Origin of the sequence: Pseudomonas frederiksbergensis, assembly GCF_003732705.1 — a bacterium.
Classification (GTDB): domain Bacteria; phylum Pseudomonadota; class Gammaproteobacteria; order Pseudomonadales; family Pseudomonadaceae; genus Aquipseudomonas; species Aquipseudomonas frederiksbergensis_F.
In genome coordinates this window covers 192,789-206,325 of sequence record NZ_MOBR01000040.1, presented here as the reverse complement: position 1 = coordinate 206,325, position 13,537 = coordinate 192,789, and the positions used below count along the sequence as shown (strand labels likewise).

The window sequence follows — 13,537 nt, the reverse complement described above, 5'->3', positions numbered from 1 at the left end:
GGTGTTCAGGAGAAGAGCGATTGTTGAAACGGAAGTTTTTTTTCGTTGTGTGGATCAGTGCCTTATCCGGCTGCGGCAACGGCAATTCCATGGAAAGCTTCGGCGGCCCGACCATGGGCAGCACCTATTCCATCAAGTACGTGCGCACCCAAGGCCTGCCCGCTCCGAAAGAAGTGCAGATCGAAGTCGAGAAAATCCTCGCTGATGTCGACCGGCAAATGTCCACCTACCGCAGCGACTCGGACATCGAGCGCTTCAACGATCTGCCTGCCGACCGCTGTCAGACCATGCCCGCACCAATCCTCGAACTGGTCCGCGTTGGCGAACAACTGTCACAACAAAGCGAAGGCTCCTACGACATCACTGTGGAACCGCTGATGAACCTCTGGGGTTTCGGCCCACAGGCCCGCGAAGAAAAAGTCCCGAGCGCCGAAGCACTCGCCAACGCGATGCAGCGAGTCGGTCACGCCCACCTGCACATCGACGGCAATCAGCTGTGCAAGGATGCCGCCGTCGAGGTCGACTTCAACAGCATCGCCGCCGGCTACACCGTGGACACCATTGCCGCCAGACTCGAAGGCCTGGGCATCCACAACTACCTCGCCGAAGCCACCGGTGAACTCAAGGCGGCCGGCAAAAAACTCGACGGCTCGCCGTGGAAGATTGCCCTGGAAGAACCCCGGGACGACCAGCAAGTGGCCGAGCGCATCATCAACGTGGACGGCTACGGCGTCTCCACTTCCGGCGACTACCGCAATTATTTCGAGCAAAACGGCCAGCGGTATTCCCACACCTTCGACGCCCGCACCGGTGCGCCGATTACCCACAACCTGGCCTCCGTCACGGTAATTAATCCTTCAACCCTGATGGCCGATGGCTTATCGACGCTGTTGCTGATTCTCGGCCCGGAGCGCGGTTGGGACTACGCGCAAAAACACAACATCGGTGCATTCTTTGTGATTCGTGCCGATACAGGTTTCGTCTCACGGACCAATCAGGCTTTTGAGCGTCTCAGTGGCGGGAAAACCGAATGATTGCGGCGATTCAAGCATTGAAGACTGGCGTTGTAGTGCAGGCAAAAGTAGCCTACGACGCGACCAAGGGTTAATGTGCGCGGCGTTGACGCTTCTATAGACTGTGTCCGGGTTCTGCACTGGCCCCAAATTGTTCCTTCACGCCGCAAATTGGCGTGATTTAGCCGCAGGTGCCGATGGCGCCGCGGCCTGTTCTGAGGAGTACGCATGGCTGTCTACAACTACGACGTGGTGGTGCTGGGTTCCGGCCCGGCAGGAGAAGGCGCGGCAATGAACGCCGCCAAAGCAGGACGCAAGGTGGCGATGGTCGACAGCCGTCGCCAGGTCGGCGGCAACTGCACCCACCTGGGCACCATCCCGTCCAAGGCATTGCGTCACTCGGTCCGGCAGATCATGCAGTTCAACACCAACCCGATGTTTCGGGCCATTGGTGAGCCGCGTTGGTTCTCGTTTCCGGACGTGCTGAAAAGCGCTGAAAAAGTCATTTCCAAACAAGTCGCTTCGCGCACCGGCTACTACGCTCGTAACCGCGTCGACGTGTTCTTCGGCACCGGCAGCTTCGCCGACGAGCAAACCATCGAAGTGGTCTGCGCCAACGGTGTGGTCGAGAAACTGGTGGCCAAGCACATCATCATCGCCACCGGTTCGCGTCCTTATCGCCCGGCGGACATCGATTTCCATCACCCGCGTATCTACGATAGCGACACCATCCTCAGCCTCGGCCACACCCCGCGCAAACTCATCGTTTACGGCGCTGGCGTGATCGGTTGCGAGTACGCCTCGATCTTCAGTGGTCTGGGCGTACTGGTTGAGCTGGTGGACAACCGTGGTCAGTTGCTGAGCTTCCTGGACTCGGAAATTTCCCAGGCCTTGAGCTATCACTTCAGCAACAACAACATCACGGTTCGCCACAACGAAGACTATGACCGCGTCGAAGGCGTGGACAATGGTGTGATCCTGCACCTCAAGTCCGGCAAGAAGATCAAGGCCGATGCCTTACTCTGGTGCAACGGTCGTACCGGTAACACCGACCAGTTGGGTCTGGAAAACATCGGCGTGAAGGTCAACAGCCGTGGCCAGATCGAAGTCGACGAAGCCTACCGCACCTGTGTGCCGAACATTTACGGTGCCGGTGACGTGATCGGCTGGCCGAGCCTGGCCAGTGCCGCCCACGACCAGGGCCGTTCGGCCGCTGGCAGCATCGTCGATAACAATAGCTGGCGCTTCGTGAATGACGTGCCGACCGGCATCTATACCATTCCGGAGATCAGCTCGATCGGCAAGAACGAGCAAGAGCTGACTCAGGCCAAAGTGCCGTACGAAGTGGGCAAGGCGTTCTTCAAGAGCATGGCGCGTGCACAGATCGCCGGCGAGCCTCAGGGCATGCTGAAGATCCTGTTCCACCGCGAAACCCTGGAAGTGCTGGGCGTTCACTGCTTCGGCTATCAGGCGTCGGAGATTGTTCACATCGGCCAGGCGATCATGAGCCAGCCGGGCGAACTGAACACCCTGAAATACTTCGTCAACACGACGTTCAACTACCCGACCATGGCCGAAGCCTATCGGGTAGCGGCGTACGATGGCCTCAACCGGCTTTTTTGAGCGGCTCCGGCCGGTGGCCTGAGCCGGCCGGGGAGACCGATTTCAGCAATTCTCGAGGGTGGCAGTGGCCAAACCGGGAAAGTCTGTAATCAGGCTGTCAACGCCGAAGTCGGCGAGTCTGCGCATCAGCGCGGGCTCGTTGACTGTCCATACCGACACATGCAGCCCCTGACGCTGCGCCTTCTGTAGGCGTTCCGGCGTACACAGGGTCCAGTTCAGCGCCAGAATCTCACAGCCATAGCTTTGCGCGACCTTCAACGGGTCGAGCCAGGCGTACTCGGCCACCAATCCGCGGGACACGTCCGGCACCAGGTCCAGCGCGGCTTTCAATACTTCGCGGGAGCTTGAGGTGATCGTCACCTTGTCCAGCAGGCCGTGACGTACCGCCATCTCACGGATCGCCAGCACCGTGGTTGCGGCGCGGGTGCGTGAAGCGCTTTTGACTTCCAGTTGCCAGTGCTCGAAATCGCATTTCTCGAACAGTTCTTCCAGCGTTGGAATCGGGCACGGCTTGATCCAGCCCGGACCGCCTTTGCGCGCGTCGTAGGTCACCAGATCCTTGGCGGTGTGCTCGACCACTTTGCCGCGCCGGTCGGTGGTGCGCTTGAGCGTCGGGTCATGGATGACCATCAGCTCGCCGTCCATGGACAGGTGCAGGTCCAGTTCGCAACGGCGCACGCCGTGCTTGAGACATTCCTGAAAACTGGTCAGGGTATTTTCCGGTGCTTCGCCTTTGGCGCCGCGATGGCCGTAGATGAGGGTCACGGTTCTTCCTTAATTAAATGCCTGATTCGTTTTGTTCGCGGGCCAGGCGTCGTTCCTGGGCCTGCTTTTGCAAGATGTAACGGGCGAGCAACTGGCGTTGGGCATCGGTCGGGTACTCGAACTCGGTGCCGACGTCGTAGCCATCGCCCTTGCGGTCGCAGTGGGTGACCCTGGCCCGCAGTAGCAGGCCCAGCGCCTGCGGCATCAGCACCAGTTTGACCGACAGATGCGCGCCGACGGCAATCGGGGTCGGATGCTGAAAGTCGATGCCGCCTTCGGAGATGATCACCGGTTGCGGTTCGCCGATTTGCCCCAGCACGGTCAGCGCGACCACCTGGCTGAGCAAGTCGATGCGTTTGTTCTGGGATTTCAAGAATGCCGCAATCGCCCGGTCGCGCTCACTGATCTGGCGCAACAGGTGCTGCGACTCGAATTCGCTCAGGTGCAGTTCGCTGAGCAAGTTGAAGAGGGGGGAAGCATCCTGCAACACTTCCTGGCCTGCGGCTTCGGGAGCGGACAGGGTCCGAATTTCCAGTGCGATCGCGTCCTCGATACGGTAGTATTCGCGGCGATCTTCTTCATCTAATGTCGACATGGCGAACCCATGGTAGCGGCGGTGGTCTGAGTGTAAAGCTGGTTATCGACCCCCGCCACAAGGACGTTCCTTTTCCCTCCGAACAAGCCCCGACATGTTCAGACCTCTCTTCGTATTTATTGGCACGCGTTATACCCGTGCAAAGCGTCGCAATCATTTTGTGTCGTTCATTTCCCTGACTTCGATGATCGGGCTCGCCCTCGGCGTGGTCGTGATGATCGTCGTGTTGTCGGTCATGAACGGCTTCGATCATGAGATGCGCACCCGCGTGCTGGGCATGGTGCCCCACGCGACCATCGAGTCCGGTGAACCCATCAGTGACTGGCAAAGCCTGGCTGCCAAGGTCAAGCAGAACCCGCAGGTGACGGCCGTTGCGCCGTTCACCCAGATGCAGGGGCTGCTGACCAACAACGGCAAGGTCTCCAAAGTGTTGCTCAATGCCATCGACCCGGCGCTGGAGCGTAATGTCTCGATCATTGATAACTTCATGCAGCAGGGCAAACTCGACGACCTGACCCCCGGCAGCTTCGGCATCGTCATCGGCGACAAGGCCGCGGCCAAGCTCGGTGCGGCCATCGGCGACAAGCTGACGTTCGTCGCGCCGGAAGTCACCGTGACCCCGGCCGGGATGTTCCCGCGCATGAAGCGCTTTACCGTGGTCGGCATTTTCCATGTCGGCGCCGGTGAGCTGGACGGCTACCTGGGCGTGACCAACTTGCAGGATCTGGCGAAGTTGCACCGCTGGAAACCGGATCAGGTCCAGGGCATCCGCCTGAAGTTCGACGACCTGTTCCAGGCACCACGCGTGGCATGGACCCTCGCCCAGCAACTCGGCGAAGACCATTACTACGCCCGCGACTGGACCCGCACCCACGGCAACCTGTATCAGGCGATCCGCATGGAAAAAGCCATGATCGGTCTGCTATTGCTGCTGATCGTGGCCGTCGCGGCTTTCAACATCATCTCCACGCTGGTGATGGTGGTGAACGACAAGAAGGGCGATATCGCGATTCTGCGTACCCTTGGCGCGACGCCGGGTTCAATCATGGCGATCTTCATGGTCCAGGGCACGGTCATCGGGGTGGTCGGTACGCTGATTGGCGCCGTGGTCGGGATCTTCGCCGCGCTGAACGTCAGCGCCGCGATCTCGGTCCTCGAAGGGCTGATCGGGCATAAATTCCTCAACGCCGACGTGTATTTCATCGATTACCTGCCGTCGCAAGTGCAGAGCCAGGATGTGTTGATGGTCTGCGCCGCCGCGTTGGTACTGAGTTTCCTCGCCACCCTGTATCCAGCCTGGCGTGCCGCGCGCACCCAGCCTGCGGAGGCGCTACGTTATGAGTGAGTCGGGCATGAGTGAAAAAGCAATCTTGAGCTGCCGCAACCTGGGCAAATCCTACGAGGAAGGTCCGGAGTCGGTAGAAGTGTTGGCCGGTCTGCAACTGGAGCTGCATCCGGGTGAGCGTGTGGCGATTGTCGGCACCTCGGGTTCGGGCAAAAGTACGTTGCTCAACCTGCTGGGCGGCCTCGATACGCCGACCAAGGGCAGCGTCTGGCTCGATGGCGAAGAGCTTTCGGCCCTGAGCGAGAAGAATCGTGGCCTGCTGCGTAACCGTTCCCTCGGGTTTGTGTACCAGTTCCACCACTTGCTGCCGGAATTCACCGCCCTGGAAAACGTCTGCATGCCGCTGCTGATCGGCAAGACCGCGATCCCGGAAGCGCGTCAGCGTGCCACCGCGTTGCTGGAGCGGGTAGGGCTGGGGCATCGCTTGCAGCACAAACCGTCGGAACTGTCCGGTGGTGAACGTCAACGTGTGGCCATCGCCCGCGCCCTGGTGAACAACCCGGGGCTGGTGATGCTCGATGAGCCGACCGGCAACCTCGACTCCCACACCGCCCAGGGCATTCAGGATTTGATGCTGGAACTCAGCACCTCGATGCGCACGGCGTTCCTGGTGGTGACCCACGACATGAACCTGGCCCGCCAGATGGATCGCGTCCTGCATTTGCAGGAAGGTTGCCTGACGCCCATCTGATTGACCGAAACCCGGCGTGACTGAAAAGTCCGTCGGGTCTTTTATTTTTATACGGTGCCCCAGCGAATGTTCAGACCGTTATCGATCTTTATCGGCATGCGCTATACCCGCGCCAAGCGCCGCAATCGCTTTGTTTCCTTCATCTCGATGACCTCGATGATCGGCCTCGCCCTGGGCGTGCTGGCGATGATCGTGGTGCTCTCGGTGATGAACGGTTTCCAGCGCGAAATGAGCTCGCGCATCCTCGGCATGGTGCCCCACGCGACCATCGTCGGCGTGAACCCGATTGACGATTGGCAGCCCGTGGCCGCTGCGGCGATGAAAAATCCTGAAGTGACTGCCGCCGTGCCGTTCACCGAAATGGAAGGCATGCTCTCCTATAAGGGCTCGATGCAGCCGATCCAGGTCAGCGGCATCGACCCGGCGCAGGAAGGCAAGGTGTCCATCGTTGCCCAGCACATCGTGCAAGGTCGTCTCGATGACTTGAAACCCGGCGAATTCGGCGTGGTGGTCGGTGAAATCACCGCGCGGCGCTTCCGCTTGAACGTCGGCGACAAGATCACCCTGATCGTGCCGGAAGTCAGCAGCGCACCGGGCGGCATCACCCCGCGCATGCAGCGACTGAACGTGGTCGGTGTGTTCAAGGTCGGCGCCGAACTGGACGGTTCGATGGCGCTGATCCACATCGCCGACGCGGCGCAGATGCAGCATTGGCAGCCGAACCAGGTGCAGAGCGTACGCTTGGCGGTGAAGGATCTGTACGCGGCGCCGAAGGTGTCGAACGACATCGCCAATGGCCTCGGCACCGCCTACAAGGCTGACGACTGGACCCACACCCAGGGCAGCCTGTTCAGCGCGATGAAAATGGAAAAAACCATGATCGGCCTGCTGTTGCTGATGATCGTCGCGGTGGCGGCGTTCAACATCATCGCGACGTTGATCATGGTGGTGAACGATAAGGGCGCGGACATCGCGATCCTGCGCACTATCGGCGCCACGCCACGCCAGATCATGGCGATCTTCATGGTCCAGGGCACGGTGATCGGCATTGTCGGCACGTTGATCGGTGGCGTGCTGGGCGTGATTGCGGCGTTGAACGTCAGTGAATTGGTGGGTTGGCTGGAGCGCGTTAGCGGGCAGCACATCTTCAGTTCGGATGTGTACTTCGTCAGTAACTTGCCGTCGGAATTGCAGGGCGGAGATGTGTTGTTGATCTGCTCGGCGGGTTTCATCCTGAGCTTTTTGGCGACGGTGTACCCGGCTTGGCGCGCGGCGAAGATCGAGCCGGCTCACGCATTGCGGTATTCGTAAGCCAACCACGATCGTTCCCACGCTCTGCGTGGGAATGCCTCTGCGGACGCTCCGCGTTCGGCTTTAGATGTGACGCGGAGCGTCACGGGCTGCATTCCCACGCAGAGCGTGGGAATGATCAGGTTCGGGGCAACTCGATCACAAACCGCGTCCAACCATTCTCCGATTCGCAACGAATCAGCCCCCCATGGGCACGAATGATCGACTGGGTAATCGCCAATCCTAACCCCGCATGCTCACTACTGCCTTCCTGACGCGCCGGATCGGCCCGATAGAATCGGTCGAACAACCGTGGCAGCAACGCCTCAACAATCCCGTCTCCACTGTTCTCAACCGTCAAACTCAGGCCTTTGGGTTGATCAACAATCCGCACCCGAACTTCTCCGCCGGCCGGGGTAAACCGCAACGCGTTATCCAGCAGATTGGAAAGCGCCCGACGCAACATGCTGCGATCCCCCTCCATCCGTGCTGTACCGTCACGGCTCAATTTCACTTGAGCGTCCTCGGCCAGCGGCGCAAAAAACTCCAGCAACAGATCCACTTCCTCTGCCAGTTCCAGCGGTTCGCGCTTGGGCATTAATAATCCGTGATCAGCCTTGGCCAGGTACAACATGTCATTGACCAGTTGCGCCATCCATTGCAGTTCTTCGAGGTTGCTGTGCAGCGCTTCGCGGTAATCCTCGATAGGGCGCGGGCGGGTGAGGGTGACTTGGGTGTGGGTCAGCAGGTTCGACAGGGGCGTGCGCAGTTCATGGGCGATGTCGGCGGAGAACGCTGAGAGCCGTTGAAAAGAGTCGTCGAGACGTCCGAGCATGGCGTTGAAGTTGTGGGCCATTTCCGCAAGTTCCGGTGGCATGTTCTCTGCCGGTAGTCGCGCATTGAGCGATTGCGCGGAAACCCCGCTGGCCACCGCGCTCATGCGCCGCAAGGGGCGCAACCCGCTACGTGCCGCCCAGGCGCCGAGCAATGCGGTGGCCAGCGCTGAGAGACCAACGGTCAGCCAGATCAGGTGCTGCATGCGTTGCAGGAAGTGTTGGTGATGGGTGATGTCGAGCAACAGCGTCAGTTGCGGCGAGTCGGGTTTGTCGAGGAACAGCGGAGCGTTGAGGACGCGATAGTCGGTGCCGTTGTCGGTCACGGTCGACAAGCCGGGTTTCTGCGGGAGTTGCTTGGGCAGGCGCGCGGAGCTGTCGTACCAGTGTTGGCCATCGCTTCCGCTAATCCGTAGCGACAGATCGGCCTGGCGACTCAGCTCATCCTGCAGTTTGACTTCGCTTTCACTGGACTGAATGTCCTGCAATGCCCGGCGCAAACCAATCAACTTGCCGTCCAGCAATTGCTGGTCGAGCTCAATAAAATGCGCTTCGCTGGCGCGACTGAACAACACCCCGGCAAACAACGACACCACTGCGGTGCAGGCGGCAAACAGCAGGGCCAGGCGATTGCTCAAGGACAGACGGCGCATCAGGCGTCGCGCTCTTCGAGGACGTAACCCATGCCGCGCACGGTGTGGATCAGTTTGTTGGGGAAGTCGTCGTCGATCTTCAGGCGCAAACGCCGGATCGCCACTTCGATGACATTGGTGTCGCTGTCGAAATTCATGTCCCACACCTGGGAGGCGATCAGCGACTTGGGCAGCACTTCGCCCTGGCGGCGCAGGAGCATTTCCAGCAGGGCGAATTCCTTGGCGGTCAGGTCGATGCGCTGACCGTCGCGTTCGACCCGGCGGCGAATCAGGTCCAGGCGTAAGTCGGCCAATTGCAGGGACGTTTCCTGGGGTGTAGCGCTGCCACGCCGCAACAGGCTGCGGACCCGGGCCAGCAGTTCGGAAAACGCGAACGGCTTGACGAGGTAGTCGTCGGCGCCCAGTTCCAGGCCGTGAACCCTGTCCTCCACGGCGTCTCGCGCCGTAAGAAACAGTACCGGCGTGTCGAGCCCGGCGCTGCGCACCGCTTGCAGAATCTGCCAGCCATCGCGGCCGGGGAGCATCACGTCGAGGATCAGCAAGGCGTATTCGCCGGTCAGCGCCAATTGCTGACCGGTGCTGCCGTCGGCCACCAGTTCGGTATTGAAACCCGCCTCGGTCAGGCCCTGGCGCAAGTAGTGGCCGGTTTTCGCTTGGTCTTCGACGATCAGCAGTTTCATGAGTGACTCTGGGCAAATGGAACGAACGCTTTATACCGTGGGGGCTGCCGATACAGGCCAACCTGACAAAGTTGTAATCTGGCTGTCAGGTTGTGGGCAGGCGTGTCAGTTTAGAGTTTTCCACAGGCTGAACCTTATCTTGTTGGAGTACGACTATGTTTTTGCGCAATCGACTGGTGCTGGCGGCGTGTTTGCTGGCTCTGAGCTTTGGGCTGGAGGCTTCGCCCGCGCAGACTTACGACTTCGGTCAGCCAGCCCCGGCGGCCAAGGCCAGTCGCAGTGTTGAAGTGGTGATGGGCGATATGTCGTTTGATCCGAAGGCCATTGATATCAAGGCCGGTGAGACGATTCGCTTTGTGCTGGTGAATAAAGGCCAGTTGCTGCACGAATTCAACCTCGGCGACGCGGCGATGCATGCCGCGCACCAGCAGGAAATGTTGAAAATGCAGCAAAGCGGAATGCTGACGCCTACAGCCATGAAGGAAATGGACCACGGTGCGATGGCTGGCATGGAGCATGGAATGAAACATGACGACCCCAATAGCGTGCTGGTGCCACCGGGCAAAACCGCGGAGCTGACCTGGACCTTCACCAAGGCCACCAGCCTGGAATTTGCTTGCAATATTCCTGGCCACTATCAGGCAGGCATGGTCGGCAAACTGACAGTCAGTCAGTAAGCACTCAAAGGCGGGCGCAAAGGCTGATAGAATCCGCTGATTCTTCAGTCAGGTTTCCGCCATGCATCCCGCAGCCGAACATTCGCCGCTGGGCAAATCCAGCGAATACATCGCCACCTACACGCCGTCCTTGCTGTTCCCGATCCCGCGCACCGCGAAATGGGCCGAGCTGGGCCTGACGGCGGACACCCTGCCGTATAAAGGCGTGGACTTCTGGAACTGCTTCGAGCTGTCGTGGCTGCTGCCGTCGGGCAAGCCCGTGGTGGCGATCGGTGAATTCAGCATCCCGGCGGATTCGCCGAACATCATCGAATCCAAGTCCTTCAAGCTGTACCTCAATTCCCTGAACCAGACGCCGTTCGCCGACACCGCGAGCCTCGAAGCCACGCTGGTGAAAGACCTGTCGGCGGCGGCCGGGAAACCGGTTGGTGTGCGAATTCGCAGCTTGAAGGATGTCGAGGCGGAAGGCATCGTGGCCTTGCCCGGCGTGTGCATTGATGACCTGGACATCAGCGTCAGCAACTACGAGCACCCGCGCCCGGAACTGCTGCGTTGTGATGATTCGCGGATTGTTGAAGAGAGCGTGCACAGCCATTTGCTCAAATCCAATTGCCCGGTCACCAGTCAGCCGGACTGGGGCAGCGTAGCGGTGGAATACCGTGGCGCAGCGCTGGATCACGCGAGTTTTCTGGAATACATCGTCAGCTTCCGCCAGCACTCGGACTTCCATGAGCAGTGCGTGGAGCGGATCTTTCTCGACCTGCAGCGGTTGTTGAAGCCGGAGAAATTGACGGTGTATGCGCGGTATGTGCGCCGGGGTGGGCTGGATATCAATCCGTATCGCAGTACTGAAGAAGTGCAACTGCCGAACCACCGCCTGGCCCGTCAGTGAAGATCTAATGTAGGAGCGAGCCAGCTCGCGAAGAGGCCGTCACATTCAACCTCAATGGTGACTGGCGCTCCGCTTTCGCGAGCAGGCTCGCTCCCACAAGGGGACTGCATTTCAAGTCGCAGATATGAAAAAGCCCCGCTAGTGATAGCAGGGCTTTTTCGCATCTGGTGGGTTCAGATCCCGATATTGCCCAGTGTTTGCACGATGTTGCGCAAGGTGGCTGCAATGGTGGGGTGGTCGACTTCGAAGCGTTCGACGGCCAGGTTTACACCGTCGGCGAGGTTGGCGTCCTGCGTAGTGCTTTCCAATTTGATCTCCGCTTCAATCTGCGCCATCAGGTCGTGCAGATTTTTGCGCTCGTCTTCGTTGAGCGGCGGATTCTGTTCCAATTGCTCGCGCAGGGTATTGAGCTGTTCTTGCAGTTCGCGGGCAGGCATGGCGTTCTTCCTTTTATCGATAGGCACTGGCATAGACCGCAGCAGCACGCCAAAGGTCTATGGCTGACCTTTAGATTAATCCACTCACGTGCAGCCTGCATGATCTCTGTCAGGGCTTTTCGCCCTTGAGCCGGCGCAGGCTGATGTCCGCCAGGCAGGTGTCGAGCTCGCCGAGGTGATCGATCACCGAATGCACCCCCAGGCCAAACAGCTGCACGGTCGCTTTGCCGCGCAGGTGTTCGCGCTCCTTTTGGCTCAAGGCTTGCCATTCATTCGGCGCCAGCCCGCACAACGAGCCGCAGGACGCGAGGCCAATGGTCCACAACCCGGCATTCAGCCCGGCTTGCAGCAATCGCGGCTCACCGCTGACCAGTACGCAGCCGTCCAGACGTTCGACGTTCAACGCCATCAAGGCTTGCCAGCAGGCGTTCGGGGCCGGCCATGGATTGATTGTTGCCGGATGTTGCGAAGGTTTGATCCACGCCGGCAGGCCCGCAGCCAAGGCGTGGCTGAGGGCAGGGGGGAGTTCATCGAGCCATGCGCATGGAATCTGCAGGCGCTGCAAGCTGTGCAGGCTGTCCAGGGCGCCGGGCGTGACTTCGGCGTGTTCGGCGCAGGGCGCATCGGGCTGGCGCGTGCGTGCGCCGAAATCCACCAGGCAGCCACTGAGGCCGAACAGCACGGCAGTCAGGCTGGGGGCAGCGAGGGGCAAGGCTTCGGCATGCGGCATATCAACGTCCCTGAAATAACGACAAGGCTATGGGAGGACGGTGACAGTTGAGTGACATTCATGTGAATCGCTCACAGTTGTCTGGCAACTTCTGAAGGCCGACTCGTACGGTGCTGCCTAAACCTGACTTTCCGTCTTATACTAGCCGCCATTACGCTTGGGCCGCGCGCCCGCGCCAGTACAATCCAAGGAGTTTTCTATGCGCTGGAGCAATCAACTCGCTCAGCTATGTGTGTGTGCCAGCGTGTTGCTGGTTTCGTTTACCGCCCAGGCGGCTTCGGAAGATGATCCTTGGGAAAGCGTCAACCGCCCGATCTACCAGTTCAACGATTTTGTCGATACCTACGCACTGAAGCCCATTGCCCAGGGCTATGAGTTCGTGACGCCGCAGTTCCTGGAAGACGGCATCCACAACATGTTCCGCAACGTCGGTGATGTCACCAACCTTGCCAACAACGTGTTGCAGGCCAAACCGGCGGCGGCTGGCGTTGACACGGCTCGCCTGATCTTCAACACCACCTTCGGTTTGCTGGGCTTCTTCGATGTGGGCACCAAGATGGGCCTGCAACGCAGCGACGAAGATTTCGGCCAGACCCTCGGCTACTGGGGCGTCGGCAGTGGTCCGTACGTGATGCTGCCATTGCTCGGCCCAAGCACCCTGCGCGATGCGCCGTCCAAGTTCGTCGACAGCTACACCGGCCCGTACCCGTACATCAACGACGTGCCAGTGCGTAACTCGGTATTTGGCCTGAACATCGTCGATACCCGCGCGAGCCTGCTGTCGGCCGAGAAGCTGATCAACGGCGACAAGTACATCTTCATCCGCAACGCCTACCTGCAGAACCGCGAATTCAAAGTCAAAGACGGCCACGTCGAAGACGATTTCTGATTCAGCCCGGTAAAAACGAAGAAGGCGGCCATTGGGCCGCCTTCTTTCGTTTGGGTTCGTGCTTATTTCATCTTCAAGATTGTAAGCCCGAGTTTCTGGTTGCCACCGTCCTGTTCCTTCACCCACACCACTTCGGTGTCGGCCTCAAGCCCCTTGAGGGCTGCGTGATCGGAATCGATCCGCACGCTGAGCCGGTCCCCGATCTTGAACAAGCGCGGCGCCTCGACCTGCATGCCACTGCTGGAAAGGTCGATGCAGACGGCTGGCACCTCATCGCCCTCGTGAATCAGCGACACATCGGCATCGACTCGCATGCGGATGAAGTCGCGCTTTTCGCTGTAGTCCCGATCGGTTTGACTCATGGGCTCGATCCTTCCATTGGGTTACGGTTTTGCCTGTTCTTATAACTCCCGGTGATTTGAGA

At 59.8% G+C, this 13,537-nt stretch carries 15 protein-coding genes; 8 read left to right on the top strand and 7 right to left on the bottom strand.

Annotation, left to right across the window (positions count from 1 at the left end):
* Positions 1–89: 89 nt before the first annotated feature.
* On the top strand, positions 90–1,034 hold the full coding sequence (locus tag BK667_RS26245) for an FAD:protein FMN transferase (protein WP_123599481.1): 945 nt from the start codon (positions 90–92) through the stop codon (positions 1,032–1,034).
* Positions 1,035–1,241: 207 nt separating this feature from the next.
* A complete protein-coding gene (gene sthA, locus BK667_RS26240) occupies positions 1,242–2,636 on the top strand; it encodes a Si-specific NAD(P)(+) transhydrogenase (protein ID WP_007907752.1) in 1,395 nt (464 codons plus the stop codon).
* A 42-nt stretch (positions 2,637–2,678) separates the two neighbouring features.
* On the opposite strand, the gene BK667_RS26235 is transcribed toward sthA, so the two are convergent.
* Both BK667_RS26235 and BK667_RS26230 read right to left on the bottom strand, forming a co-directional pair.
* On the bottom strand, positions 2,679–3,401 hold the full coding sequence (locus BK667_RS26235) for a glycerophosphodiester phosphodiesterase (RefSeq protein WP_123403413.1): 723 nt from the start codon (positions 3,399–3,401) through the stop codon (positions 2,679–2,681).
* Positions 3,402–3,414: 13 nt separating this feature from the next.
* Positions 3,415–3,996 (bottom strand): PilZ domain-containing protein, encoded by a 582-nt coding sequence (locus tag BK667_RS26230; protein ID WP_123512275.1) that lies wholly within the window; start codon positions 3,994–3,996, stop codon positions 3,415–3,417.
* A gap of 94 nt (positions 3,997–4,090) precedes the next feature.
* Between BK667_RS26230 and BK667_RS26225 the strand changes: the two genes are divergently transcribed.
* From BK667_RS26225 to BK667_RS26215, 3 genes are all read left to right on the top strand, one after another.
* Positions 4,091–5,341: a lipoprotein-releasing ABC transporter permease subunit gene (locus BK667_RS26225; protein WP_123512278.1), complete on the top strand. Its 1,251-nt coding sequence runs from the start codon at positions 4,091–4,093 to the stop codon at positions 5,339–5,341.
* Between the two features lie 7 nt (positions 5,342–5,348).
* The gene (gene lolD, locus BK667_RS26220) at positions 5,349–6,032 is read left to right on the top strand and encodes a lipoprotein-releasing ABC transporter ATP-binding protein LolD (protein ID WP_166655989.1); all 684 of its coding nucleotides are present in this window, start codon (positions 5,349–5,351) and stop codon (positions 6,030–6,032) included.
* Positions 6,033–6,098: 66 nt separating this feature from the next.
* Entirely contained in the window at positions 6,099–7,343 is a 1,245-nt protein-coding gene (locus tag BK667_RS26215; protein ID WP_123599345.1) for a lipoprotein-releasing ABC transporter permease subunit, read from the top strand.
* 118 nt (positions 7,344–7,461) lie between these two features.
* Here the strand turns inward: BK667_RS26215 and BK667_RS26210 are convergent, their stop codons facing one another.
* Positions 7,462–8,808 (bottom strand): heavy metal sensor histidine kinase, encoded by a 1,347-nt coding sequence (locus BK667_RS26210; RefSeq protein WP_123599344.1) that lies wholly within the window; start codon positions 8,806–8,808, stop codon positions 7,462–7,464.
* Positions 8,808–9,488 carry a heavy metal response regulator transcription factor gene (locus BK667_RS26205; RefSeq protein WP_123599343.1) on the bottom strand — a complete coding sequence of 227 codons (681 nt, stop codon included), beginning with the start codon at positions 9,486–9,488 and terminating at the stop codon, positions 8,808–8,810. The genes BK667_RS26210 and BK667_RS26205 overlap by 1 nt, the downstream gene beginning before the upstream one ends.
* Before the next feature lie 155 nt (positions 9,489–9,643).
* On the opposite strand from BK667_RS26205, the gene copI reads away from it, so the two are divergent.
* Both copI and queF read left to right on the top strand, forming a co-directional pair.
* Positions 9,644–10,165: a copper-resistant cuproprotein CopI gene (gene copI, locus BK667_RS26200; protein ID WP_123512286.1), complete on the top strand. Its 522-nt coding sequence runs from the start codon at positions 9,644–9,646 to the stop codon at positions 10,163–10,165.
* 61 nt (positions 10,166–10,226) lie between these two features.
* Positions 10,227–11,057, top strand: a complete 831-nt coding sequence (queF, locus tag BK667_RS26195; protein ID WP_123599342.1) for an NADPH-dependent 7-cyano-7-deazaguanine reductase QueF — start codon at positions 10,227–10,229, stop codon at positions 11,055–11,057.
* A gap of 173 nt (positions 11,058–11,230) precedes the next feature.
* Here the strand turns inward: queF and BK667_RS26185 are convergent, their stop codons facing one another.
* Both BK667_RS26185 and pcrP read right to left on the bottom strand, forming a co-directional pair.
* Positions 11,231–11,494: a DUF4404 family protein gene (locus BK667_RS26185; protein ID WP_123512290.1), complete on the bottom strand. Its 264-nt coding sequence runs from the start codon at positions 11,492–11,494 to the stop codon at positions 11,231–11,233.
* Between the two features lie 109 nt (positions 11,495–11,603).
* The gene (gene pcrP, locus BK667_RS26180; RefSeq protein WP_123512292.1) at positions 11,604–12,224 is read right to left on the bottom strand and encodes an HAD superfamily inactivated hydrolase PcrP; all 621 of its coding nucleotides are present in this window, start codon (positions 12,222–12,224) and stop codon (positions 11,604–11,606) included.
* 199 nt (positions 12,225–12,423) lie between these two features.
* On the opposite strand from pcrP, the gene BK667_RS26175 reads away from it, so the two are divergent.
* The gene (locus BK667_RS26175) at positions 12,424–13,113 is read left to right on the top strand and encodes an MlaA family lipoprotein (protein WP_123599341.1); all 690 of its coding nucleotides are present in this window, start codon (positions 12,424–12,426) and stop codon (positions 13,111–13,113) included.
* Between the two features lie 62 nt (positions 13,114–13,175).
* Here BK667_RS26175 and BK667_RS26170 read toward each other — a convergent pair whose 3' ends face one another.
* Complete coding sequence (locus BK667_RS26170; RefSeq protein ID WP_123512296.1) at positions 13,176–13,475, bottom strand: PilZ domain-containing protein; 300 nt, start codon at positions 13,473–13,475, stop codon at positions 13,176–13,178.
* Positions 13,476–13,537: the final 62 nt, after the last annotated feature.

Coding starts and splice junctions, on each gene's coding strand:
- BK667_RS26205 (WP_123599343.1), bottom strand. CDS start 9,488: ATGAAACTGCTGATCGTCGAAGACCAAGCGAAAACCGGCCACTACTTG.
- BK667_RS26230 (WP_123512275.1), bottom strand. CDS start 3,996: ATGTCGACATTAGATGAAGAAGATCGCCGCGAATACTACCGTATCGAG.
- sthA (WP_007907752.1), top strand. CDS start 1,242: ATGGCTGTCTACAACTACGACGTGGTGGTGCTGGGTTCCGGCCCGGCA.
- queF (WP_123599342.1), top strand. CDS start 10,227: ATGCATCCCGCAGCCGAACATTCGCCGCTGGGCAAATCCAGCGAATAC.
- pcrP (WP_123512292.1), bottom strand. CDS start 12,224: ATGCCGCATGCCGAAGCCTTGCCCCTCGCTGCCCCCAGCCTGACTGCC.
- BK667_RS26185 (WP_123512290.1), bottom strand. CDS start 11,494: ATGCCTGCCCGCGAACTGCAAGAACAGCTCAATACCCTGCGCGAGCAA.
- lolD (WP_166655989.1), top strand. CDS start 5,349: ATGAGTGAAAAAGCAATCTTGAGCTGCCGCAACCTGGGCAAATCCTAC.
- copI (WP_123512286.1), top strand. CDS start 9,644: ATGTTTTTGCGCAATCGACTGGTGCTGGCGGCGTGTTTGCTGGCTCTG.
- BK667_RS26245 (WP_123599481.1), top strand. CDS start 90: ATGGAAAGCTTCGGCGGCCCGACCATGGGCAGCACCTATTCCATCAAG.
- BK667_RS26215 (WP_123599345.1), top strand. CDS start 6,099: ATGTTCAGACCGTTATCGATCTTTATCGGCATGCGCTATACCCGCGCC.
- BK667_RS26175 (WP_123599341.1), top strand. CDS start 12,424: ATGCGCTGGAGCAATCAACTCGCTCAGCTATGTGTGTGTGCCAGCGTG.
- BK667_RS26170 (WP_123512296.1), bottom strand. CDS start 13,475: ATGAGTCAAACCGATCGGGACTACAGCGAAAAGCGCGACTTCATCCGC.
- BK667_RS26225 (WP_123512278.1), top strand. CDS start 4,091: ATGTTCAGACCTCTCTTCGTATTTATTGGCACGCGTTATACCCGTGCA.
- BK667_RS26210 (WP_123599344.1), bottom strand. CDS start 8,808: ATGCGCCGTCTGTCCTTGAGCAATCGCCTGGCCCTGCTGTTTGCCGCC.